Consider the following 10,063-nt stretch of genomic DNA (forward strand, 5'->3'; position numbering starts at 1 on the left):
GCGGAAACTGGGGGCGGCCTTTAGAAAGATCAAGGCTCGGTTTGCAACACAAGATTATAGACGATGATGCACTCGAGCATGAATCGTAGGCCAGCCCAGCCGTATATGGCTTAGAATGGGCGGATTGTCGATAGCGAACACTTCTGTTTCGCTTTCCATGTCACTTTCGTAGTACAAGCAATGAGCAAGAACAGCCAAGCCAGCACTTCTGGATACACCCGCACTGCGCAATCCACACGCGCCCGCCAGCCCCTGCCTGGCCGGCTGTCGCGCCTCCTGTCGGAAGCGCGCTGGATCGCCATGGCCGTCGCCTTCCTGTATTTCGTGCTTATTTTATTAAGCTATAACAAGGGCGATCCGGGCTGGTCGCACGCCAATTCCGTCCCCAGGATCGCCAACCTGGGCGGCAAGGCCGGGGCCTGGCTGTCCGACCTGCTGCTGTTCATCTTCGGTTTCTCGGCCTGGTGGTGGGGCGTGATCTTCCTGCGCGGGGTCTGGAAGGGCTGGCGCCGCCTGACCGACAAGCTGGCCCCGGTGGGCGACGAACCGCTTCATGCCGGCGAGATGTACGTGCGCTGGACCGGCTTCGCCATCATGCTGGCCGGCAGCCTGGGCCTGGAGTACCTGCGCCTGTGGACCTGGAACGTCGAGCTGCCGCGCGCCGCCGGCGGGGTGCTGGGCCAGCTGATCGGCCATTCGGCCCACGTCGCCTTCGGTTTCACCGGCGCGACCCTGCTGCTCCTGCTGCTGTTCGGCCTGGGCTTCTCGCTGTTCTTCCAGGTGTCCTGGCTGGCCGTGGCCGAGCGCATCGGCGAGTCGGTCGAAAACACGATCGACTGGTTCCGCATGCGCATGGAAGACCACGAAGACCGCAAGCAGGGCGAAGCCGCCGCCGTCAAGCGCGACGAGCTGGTGGTCAACGAGCGCCAGAAGTACACCGAAAAGCATCCGGCCCCGCCGCCGATCGTCAAGGCCGAGCCGGCGCTGGAGCCGCGCGCCGAGCCCGTGATCCTGCCGCCGTCGACGCCGTCCTCGCTCGCCATGCCGCCCGCGGCCCCGTCGCCGGTGGCCAGCGCGGCCTCGACCATCAAGATCGAGCCGCAGATGACCAGCGTGCCGAAGTCCGAGCGCGCCCAGAAGGAAATGCAGACGCCGCTGTTCCACGAGCTGGCGGGCGACGGCGGCCTGCCGCCGCTGGCGCTGCTGGACGAAGCTCCGCCGGCGCAAGAGACGGTGGCGGTCGAGACCCTGGAATTCACCAGCCGCCTGATCGAGAAGAAGCTGTCCGACTTCGGCGTCGAAGCCAAGGTCGTGGCCGCCTATCCGGGCCCGGTGGTCACCCGCTACGAGATCGAGCCGGCCACCGGCGTGAAGGGCAGCCAGATCGTCAACCTGGCGCGCGACCTCGCGCGTTCGCTCTCCCTGACCTCGATCCGCGTGGTCGAGACCATTCCGGGCAAGAACTACATGGCGCTCGAGCTGCCGAACCCGAAGCGCCAGATCGTGCGCCTGTCGGAGATCGTCGGTTCCAAGGTCTATGGCGACAGTGCCTCTGCGCTGACGGTGGCCCTGGGCAAGGACATCGCCGGTAAACCAGTCTGCGCCGACCTGGCCAAGATGCCGCACCTCCTGGTGGCGGGTACCACCGGTTCGGGTAAATCGGTGGGCATCAACGCGACCATCCTGTCGCTGCTCTACAAATCCGACCCGCTTGATGTGCGCCTGATCCTGATCGACCCGAAGATGCTGGAGATGTCGGTGTACGAAGGCATCCCGCACCTGCTGGCGCCGGTCGTGACCGACATGCGCCAGGCCGGTCACGCCCTGAACTGGGCAGTGAACGAGATGGAGCGCCGCTACAAATTGATGTCGAAGCTGGGCGTGCGTAACCTGGCCGGCTACAACGGCAAGATCGTGGAAGCGGCCAAGCGCGAGGAGCACATCCCGAATCCGTTCTCGATCATGCCGGACAATCCCGAGCCGCTCGAGAAGCTGCCGACCATCGTCATCATCATCGACGAACTGGCCGACCTGATGATGGTCGTGGGTAAGAAGGTGGAAGAACTGATCGCCCGTATCGCCCAGAAGGCGCGTGCGGCCGGCATCCACCTGATCCTGGCCACCCAGCGTCCGTCGGTGGACGTGATCACCGGCCTGATCAAGGCGAACATCCCGACCCGCATCGCCTTCCAGGTCTCGTCGAAGATCGACTCGCGCACCATTCTCGACCAGATGGGCGCGGAAACGCTGCTGGGCATGGGCGACATGCTGTACATGCCGCCGGGGACCGGCCTGCCGATCCGCGTGCACGGCGCCTTCGTGTCGGACGACGAAGTGCATCGAGTTGTAAAACATCTCCAGTCGCTCGGTGAACCGAACTATATTGAAGGCATTCTCGAAGGCGGCACGTTGGAAGAGGGTAACGCCGAGGGCATCCCGGCGGGCGAGGGCGGCGGCGAATCCGACGCGCTCTACGACCAGGCCGTGGCCGTGGTGCTCAAGAACCGCAAGGCCTCGATCTCGCTGGTCCAGCGCCACCTGCGCATCGGCTACAACCGCGCGGCCCGCCTGATCGAGCAAATGGAACAGAGCGGCCTGGTGTCGCCGATGCAGTCGAACGGCAACCGCGACATCCTCGTGCCGGCGACGACCGCCGAATAACCGCGCCTATCCGCTGTTGTAGGGTGGGCGGGTCCTCCCGCCCACGCGGTCAACGATGGGCGGCGGACCACAACAAGAGGAATCCATATGAAATTCACGACCACCCGTTTCGCAGCACTCATCGCAACGACCGCGTTCGCCCTGTCGGCCAACGCCGGCGCCGCCGCCCTCGACCAGTTCAAGAGCTTCGTCGCCACCACCAAGTCCGCCAAGGGGGAGTTCACCCAGCAGCAGCTGACCAAGTCCAAGAGCGGCAAGGCCGCCCCGGTTTCGAGCGGCACGTTTGTGTTCGCCCGCCCAGGCAAGTTCATCTGGACCTACCAGAAGCCCTATGAACAGCTGCTGCAGGCCGACGGCGAAACGCTTTATATCTACGACAAGGACCTGAACCAGGTCAGCACCCGCAAGCTGGGCAACGCCCTGGGTTCGTCGCCGGCCGCCATCCTGTTCGGCAGCAATGACCTGGAGAAGAACTTCACCCTGCTTGACGCCGGCGAGCGTGACGGCGCCGAATGGCTGACCGCGGTGCCGAAGACCAAGGACACCACCTTCGAGCAGATCGGCATCGGCCTGAAGGGCGGCGTGCCGGTGGCGATGGAGCTGAAGGACCAGTTCGGCCAGGTCTCGCTGCTGAAGTTCACCAACTTCCAGCGCAACCCGGCGCTGGGCGCCCAGCAGTTCAAATTCGAGGTGCCGAAGGGCGCCGACGTCGTCAACCAGTAAATCCCGCTGCCGGGCGCTCCGCCCGACAGCCTTCCGTACAATCGGTCTTCACGACCAACGGCAGGCAAAAGGAGCGCCCAATGAAGGCAGTACGCATCCATCAGTACGGAGGACGCGAGGTCCTCTCCCTCGACGAGATTCCCGTCCCCGACATCGCCCCGGATGAGGTGCTGGTGCGGGTGGTGGCGGCCTCGATCAACCCGGTCGACTGGAAGGTCCGCGCCGGCTACCTGGCCCAGATGATGCCGCACCAGATGCCGCTGACCCTCGGCTGGGACGTCTCCGGCGTGGTGGCGGCGGTGGGCAGCCAGGTCACGCAGTGGCAGGTGGGCGACGCGGTCTACTCGCGGCCCGACCTGGCGCGCAACGGCACCTATGCCGAGTTCGTCGCGATCCGCGCCGGCGAATGCGCGCGCAAGCCGCGTACCATTTCGCACGTCGAAGCAGCTTCATTGCCGCTGGCCGGGATCACCGCCTGGGAGGCGATGATGGACACCGCCCGGGTCCGCGCAGGGCAGCGCGTGCTGGTCCACGCAGGCTCGGGCGGCGTCGGTTCGCTGGCGATCCAGCTGGTGAAGGCGGCCGGGGCCACCGTCGTCGCCACCGCATCCGGCCGCAACCGCGCGCTGGTGGAGTCGCTGGGCGTCGACCAGTTCGTCGACTACACGACAACCACGCTGCTTGAAGCGGTCGAGCCGGTGGACGCCGTGTTCGACACCATCGGCGGCGAGGTGCAGGAAGCTTCGTGGTCGCTGTTGAAGCCGGGCGGCATCCAGGTGTCGATCATCAGTCCGCCGGACGAGGCCAGGGCGGCCGCGATGGGCGTGCGCGGCGGCTTCGTCTTCATCGGGCCGAATGCGCCGGTGCTCGACAAGCTGGCCGGGATGGTCGACGGCGGCCGCCTGCGGCCGATCGTCGGCGCCGAGTTCGCACTGGAAGACATCGCGCAAGCCCATGCCCTGAGCGAAAGCGGCAGGGCGGTCGGCAAGATCGTGCTCTACGTCGGCAAGCCTTGATTCAGTAGATCGTGGTGCGCAGGTTGATGTGCTTGCTCGGTGCGAGCGCCAGGAAGCTGGAATCCGTCGGCGCGGCCTGCAGGGTCACCCAGACCGTGTGTTCCTCATAAAAATAGGAACGGTTCGAACCGCAGACCGAGGCGCGAAAGCGCGCGTTCCAGTCGATCCGGACCGCACCGCCCAGCCCGCCATCGAACAGGGGCGAAGCCAGCCAGGCCGGCCACCTGGTGGTCAGCATGCTGTCCCACGGCCGGAACAGGGATACGGCAAATCCTTCGCCCACGCGCCAGGCCTTCAGGTTGTCCGGGCGGGCAGGGCGGTCGTGGGCCCAGGCCGGGTCGTCCATGCGGCGCACCAGGTGGCGCGCTTCGAAACCATGCTCTTCCAGCGCTGCCACCTCGTGGCGGACCGTGGCCTCGCCGCTCAGGATGGGCAGGCGGTGCACGCGCGGCACGGCCAGCCGCGGCCCGGCATCGGCGGCGGCGCGCGAGGCCTTGGTCCACCTGAACCAGACGTCCTGGATCATCAGGACGGGCGCGGGATGTGTCATGGGGCGGCTCCGGCATGGAAACGGGGAATTATAGGACAGGGCCGGCCCGTGCAGACTGCCTCTGCCGCCTGCATCGGCTACACTAGACACATGCACAACACTCCGCAACATTTCGCATTTCCCTCGAGCGTCCCGGGAGCGCATCATGGATGACCTCTTCAAGACCGAACCCTCGCCGCCGCTGGCCGAAGCCCTGCGGCCGCGCACCATCGACGAAGTCATCGGCCAGAGCCACCTGCTCGGCCCGGGCAAGCCGCTGAACCTGGTGTTCAAGTCGGGCAAGCCGCACTCGATGATCCTGTGGGGCCCGCCCGGCGTGGGCAAGACCACGCTGGCGCGCCTGACCGCCTACGCCTTCGACTGCGAGTTCATCGCGTTGTCGGCGGTGCTCTCGGGGGTGAAGGATATCCGCGCCGCCGTCGAACAGGCCGAGCACTACCTGCAGCAGGGCAAGCACACCATCCTGTTCATCGACGAGATCCACCGCTTCAACAAGTCGCAGCAGGACGCCTTGCTGCCCTTCGTGGAATCGGGCCTGGTGACCCTGATCGGCGCCACCACCGAGAACCCCTCGTTCGAGGTCAACTCGGCGCTGCTGTCGCGCTCCCAGGTCTACGTGCTCAAGGCCCTGAGCGACGACGAGATGCGCCAGCTTCTCAAGCGCGCCCAGGAGCGCGTGCTGCAGCACCTGAGCTTCGACGAGGTCGCGGTCGACACCCTGGTCGGCTACGCCGACGGCGACGCGCGCCGCTTCCTCAACCTGCTGGAACAGACCAAGACCTCGGCCGAGACGGCCGGCGTCACCCGCATCACCGCGGAGTTCGTCGAGAACGCGCTGACGCTGAATGCGCGCCGCTTCGACAAGGGCGGCGACAACTTCTACGACCAGATCTCGGCCCTGCACAAGTCGGTGCGCGGCTCGCACCCGGACGCGGCCCTGTACTGGCTGTGCCGCATGCTCGATGGCGGCGCCGACGCCAAGTACCTGTCGCGCCGCATCGTGCGCATGGCCTGGGAAGACATCGGACTGGCCGACCCGCGCGCGCTGCAGATCGCCAACGATGCCGCCACGACCTATGAGCGCCTCGGTTCGCCCGAAGGCGAGCTGGCCCTCGGCCAGGCCGTGATCTACCTGGCGATCGCCGCCAAGAGCAATGCCGGCTACAACGCCTTCAACGAGGCGATGGCCTTCGTCAAGAAGGACAAGTCGCGCGAGGTCCCGGTCCACCTGCGCAACGCGCCGACGAAATTGATGAAGGAACTCGGCTACGGCCACGCCTACCGCTATGCCCACGACGAGCCGCATGCCTATGCGGCGGGCGAGACCTACCTGCCGGAGGGAATACGCGAACCGGGCTGGTACCGGCCGGTGCCGCGCGGGGTGGAATCGAAGATCGCCGAGAAGCTCGCCTTCCTGCGCAATCTCGACGACGAGGCGGGCGGCTCCTGACGAAAAAGCCCCACGATGGACTGGCCATCGTGGGGCTGTGCAGGATGTGGCGGAGCCGTTCGGCCCCGCCTGGCCTCCGAGATCAGTAGTTCTCGTAGGCGCCGATATCCCATGCGCCGCCTTTCGGACGCAGCGCGCCCGCGATGTCGACCGTCGGGGCGGACGCCTTGGTGCCCTTGTTCACGGCCGGCGAGCTGCTCTGCAGGCGATAGTCGCCGGTGCCGGACGGGTTGTAGCTGACGAACTTCGGATCGGCGTTGATGGTGCCGGTCGCGCTGCCGACGCGCAGCGAGATGGCCGAGCCGTTGCCGTAGACCAGGTTGTTCGCGGTGACGTTGCCCGAACCGATGCAGCTCTGGCCCGAGTAGCAGTACTGCGAAATTCCCTGGCGCGGGTTCTTGTACACGATGTTGTTGACGACCATCGTGTTCTTCAGCTGGATGTTGCCCGGCTTGTCGCCCACGCCGGTGACGATGCCACCGCCCATGCCGCTCGAACCGTTGGCGAACACGGTGTTGTTGGCGATGGTCGAGTCGGTCGCGGCGTGCCACAGGTGGATGCCGTAGGCCGAGGCGCGGTAGACGATGTTGTTCATGATCTTGCTGCCCTTGTTGGACGAGTAGATCCCCTGAACACCATTGCAGCCGCCCGGCTTGCCGATGTCGTGCACCACGTTGCCGATGATGTCGCCGGCCGAGCTGGTGTAGCTGGCGTTGACGATGCCGGCGCCGCCGGAACCTGTGCAACCGCCCGACACGGTGATGTGGTGGACGCGGTTATTGGTCACCAGCGTGTTCGAACCCATGTTCTGGATACCCAGGCGGCCCGGGCCGCTGATATCGAAGCCGTTGATCTCGACATAGCTGCCGTTGTTCAGCCACATGACTTCCTTGCCGCTGCCGACGATCTTGGCGCCCCACTTGGTGTCGGACACGAAGCGGATGCGGGCGCTCGAGGTGCCGCTGAGTTTGGTCGAGACGTTGCCGTTATAGGTGCCCGGCGCCACGTGCACGGTGGTGCTCGCCTTGGCGACCGAGGCGGCCTTGTTGATGGTCTTGAACGGACGTGCCTTGGTACCCGGGTTCGAGTCCGAACCGGTGGTGGCCACGTACAGGTGGTAGGACGAGGTGTCGGCCGTCGACGCGGTGCGGTTCTGGTATTCCTGGCTGCTCATCAGGGCAACGCGCACGCTGTCCAGCGGCAGGCCGTTGTTGACGAGGCCAACCCAATAGGCGAGGCCGGCGGTGTCGGGCTCGCGGCCGAGCAGGGTACGATAGAGTTCGGTGACCTGGTTGACCGAGCTCGTCGCCGCGGCAACAGTCGCTTCGGATGCCGTGGCGTTGTCAGCGGCGTAGGCGTTGCCGCCGATAGCGGTCAGCAGGAAGGCTGCGCTGCAGCAGAGGACGGCATTAACGCGGGCATTCGAAGCAAAGTTGACTACGTTTTTCATCAGGGTATTTCCTTCTCAAAAAAGTGAAAGCGAAACTTTGAGAGCAGGAAACTGCATTAGTTCAATGTTTTTACAGAAAATTTTTCCTGTGGTAATAATTCTGTAAAAGATATTTCCCGAGTGAATTAGAAAAGTTAAAGAACATTTAATTGATTTGAAAAAAAATTATTTGAAAATAATTGTTCTATAAAGGCTGTTTCATATCCGAAACAACCCTTTCAGAAGCAGCGGAAGTCAACAGCGGATGGGATTGGCGTGCTGTGAGATGCCCAACGAAAACAAATGATGCTGTTCAGTTAGCGCGGGAATAAGTGCTCCGGTGGATCGGCAAGCAGAAAGCCGCCTGTATCGGTGACGGAAGATCGACAAATGAAAGCTTTCGGCTTCTCCAAGTCGAAACGCGATGCTGAAGGCAAATGAAAAAGCCCCACGATGGGCTGGCCATCGTGGGGCTGTGCAGGATGTGGCGGAGCCGTTCGGCTCCGCCTGGCCTCCGAGATCAGTGGTTCTCGTAGGCGCCGATATCCCATGCGCCGCCTTTCGGACGCAGCGCATTGACGATGTCGTCCGTCGGGGCGTAGTTCTTGGTGCCCTTGTTCACGGCCGGCGAGCTGCTCTGCAGGCGATAGTCGCCGGTGCCGGTCGGGTTGTAGCTGACGAACTTCGGATCGGCGCTGATCGTGCCGGTCGCGCTGCCGACGCGCAGCGAGATGGCCGAGCCGTTGCCGTAGACCAGGTTGTTCGCGGTGACGTTGCCCGAACCGATGCAGCTCTGGCCCGAGTAGCAGTACTGCGAAATTCCCTGGCGCGGGTTCTTGTACACGATGTTGTTGACGACCATCGTGTTCTTCAGCTGGATGTTGCCCGGCTTGTCGCCCACGCCGGTGACGATGCCACCGCCCATGCCGCTCGAACCGTTGGCGAACACGGTGTTGTTGGCGATGGTCGAGTCGGTCGCGGCGTGCCACAGGTGGATGCCGTAGGCCGAGGCGCGGTAGACGATGTTGTTCATGATCTTGCTGCCCTTGTTGGACGAGTAGATACCCTGAACGCCGTTGCAGCCGCCCGGCTTGCCGATGTCGTGCACCACGTTGCCGATGATGCTGCCGGCCGAGCTGCTGTAGTTGGCGTTGACGATGCCGGCGCCGCCGGAGCCCGTGCAACCGCCCGAGAGCGTGATGTGGTGGACGCGGTTATTCGTCACCAGCGTGTTCGAGCCCATGTTCTGGATGCCCAGGCGGCCCGGGCCGCTGATGTCGAAGCCGTTGATCTCGACGTAGCTGCCGTTGTTCAGCCACATGACTTCCTTGCCGCTGCCGACGATCTTGGCGCCCCACTTGGTATCCGACACGAAACGGATCAAGCCGGTCGAGGTGCCGCTGAGTTTGGTCGAGACGTTGCCGTTATAGGTGCCCGGCGCCACGTGCACGGTGGTGCTCGCCTTGGCGACCGAGGCGGCCTTGTTGATGGTCTTGAACGGACGCGCCTGGGTACCCGGGTTCGAGTCCGAACCGGTGGTGGCCACGTACAGGTGGTAGGACGAGGCGGTGGCCGCGGACACCGTGCGGTTGGTGTATTCCTCGGTGCTCATCAGGGCCACGCGCACGCTGTCCAGCGGTAGGCCGTTGTTGACGAGGCCAACCCAGTAGGCGAGGCCGGCGGTGTCCGGCTCGCGACCGAGCAGGGTACGATAGAGTTCGGTGACCTGGTCGACCGAGCTCGTCGCCGCGGCAACAGTCGCTTCGGATGCCGTGGCCTTGTCAGCGGCGTAGGCGTTGCCGCCAATAGCGGTCAGCAGGACCGCGGCGCTGCAGCAGAGGATTGCGTTGACACGGGCATTCGAAGCAAAGTTGACTACGTTTTTCATTAGCGAGTTTCCTTCTCAAAAAAGTGAAAGCGAACCTTTGAGAGTAGGAAACTGCGGGAGTTCAATTTTTTTGGAGAAAAATTTTCCGGCGATAACAATTCCGTAAATACTCTTTCAGATCGGAAAGAAAAACCGATGCGAAAGATTTAATTTATTTGGAAAAAGCTATTCAAAAATGCTCGTTCGCTAAATGTCGCGCGCGTTGCGACATTCAGCATGCAGGAAGCTGCCGCAAATCAGCATTTGGGAAGCTTCTGTAGGCGCCAGGAGGCGCACGACAAGCCAGGCTATATGGATGAGGACGGCGAAGCGCTCAGTGTTGATAAGGGCTTTGTTGAGCAAATTG

7 protein-coding genes are annotated in these 10,063 nt (G+C 63.8%); 4 read left to right on the forward strand and 3 right to left on the reverse strand.

Annotated elements, in window-relative coordinates; translation table 11 throughout:
• Positions 1-180 precede the first annotated feature (180 nt).
• The 3 genes from B2R83_RS05290 to B2R83_RS05300 all read left to right on the forward strand — a co-directional run bounded on the left by B2R83_RS05290 (position 181) and on the right by B2R83_RS05300 (position 4,400).
• A complete protein-coding gene (locus B2R83_RS05290; protein WP_209588531.1) occupies positions 181-2,661 on the forward strand; it encodes a DNA translocase FtsK in 2,481 nt (826 codons plus the stop codon).
• Between the two features lie 87 nt (positions 2,662-2,748).
• Positions 2,749-3,384, forward strand: coding sequence for an outer membrane lipoprotein chaperone LolA (gene lolA, locus B2R83_RS05295; protein ID WP_292038845.1), 636 nt, complete (start codon positions 2,749-2,751; stop codon positions 3,382-3,384).
• Positions 3,385-3,464: 80 nt separating this feature from the next.
• Positions 3,465-4,400 (forward strand): NADP-dependent oxidoreductase, encoded by a 936-nt coding sequence (locus B2R83_RS05300; protein WP_292038846.1) that lies wholly within the window; start codon positions 3,465-3,467, stop codon positions 4,398-4,400.
• Position 4,401: 1 nt separating this feature from the next.
• On the opposite strand, the gene B2R83_RS05305 is transcribed toward B2R83_RS05300, so the two are convergent.
• Positions 4,402-4,950, reverse strand: a complete 549-nt coding sequence (locus B2R83_RS05305) for a hypothetical protein (protein ID WP_292038847.1) — start codon at positions 4,948-4,950, stop codon at positions 4,402-4,404.
• 145 nt (positions 4,951-5,095) lie between these two features.
• On the opposite strand from B2R83_RS05305, the gene B2R83_RS05310 reads away from it, so the two are divergent.
• The gene (locus tag B2R83_RS05310; RefSeq protein ID WP_292038848.1) at positions 5,096-6,400 is read left to right on the forward strand and encodes a replication-associated recombination protein A; all 1,305 of its coding nucleotides are present in this window, start codon (positions 5,096-5,098) and stop codon (positions 6,398-6,400) included.
• A gap of 82 nt (positions 6,401-6,482) precedes the next feature.
• Here the strand turns inward: B2R83_RS05310 and B2R83_RS05315 are convergent, their stop codons facing one another.
• Together B2R83_RS05315 and B2R83_RS05320 are read right to left on the reverse strand one after the other, a co-directional pair.
• Positions 6,483-7,850 (reverse strand): choice-of-anchor Q domain-containing protein, encoded by a 1,368-nt coding sequence (locus tag B2R83_RS05315; protein ID WP_292038849.1) that lies wholly within the window; start codon positions 7,848-7,850, stop codon positions 6,483-6,485.
• A 499-nt stretch (positions 7,851-8,349) separates the two neighbouring features.
• A complete protein-coding gene (locus B2R83_RS05320) occupies positions 8,350-9,717 on the reverse strand; it encodes a choice-of-anchor Q domain-containing protein (protein WP_292038851.1) in 1,368 nt (455 codons plus the stop codon).
• Between the last annotated feature and the right edge of the window lie 346 nt (positions 9,718-10,063).

This window comes from Massilia sp. UBA6681 (genome assembly GCF_002454935.1).
GTDB lineage: Bacteria > Pseudomonadota > Gammaproteobacteria > Burkholderiales > Burkholderiaceae_D > Telluria > Telluria varians.

Bases quoted from the DNA above. Each gene is read 5' to 3' on its own strand.
- B2R83_RS05290 (WP_209588531.1), top strand. From the start codon at position 181: ATGAGCAAGAACAGCCAAGCCAGCACTTCTGGATACACCCGCACTGCG.
- lolA (WP_292038845.1), top strand. From the start codon at position 2,749: ATGAAATTCACGACCACCCGTTTCGCAGCACTCATCGCAACGACCGCG.
- B2R83_RS05300 (WP_292038846.1), top strand. From the start codon at position 3,465: ATGAAGGCAGTACGCATCCATCAGTACGGAGGACGCGAGGTCCTCTCC.
- B2R83_RS05305 (WP_292038847.1), bottom strand. From the start codon at position 4,950: ATGACACATCCCGCGCCCGTCCTGATGATCCAGGACGTCTGGTTCAGG.
- B2R83_RS05310 (WP_292038848.1), top strand. From the start codon at position 5,096: ATGGATGACCTCTTCAAGACCGAACCCTCGCCGCCGCTGGCCGAAGCC.
- B2R83_RS05315 (WP_292038849.1), bottom strand. From the start codon at position 7,850: ATGAAAAACGTAGTCAACTTTGCTTCGAATGCCCGCGTTAATGCCGTC.
- B2R83_RS05320 (WP_292038851.1), bottom strand. From the start codon at position 9,717: ATGAAAAACGTAGTCAACTTTGCTTCGAATGCCCGTGTCAACGCAATC.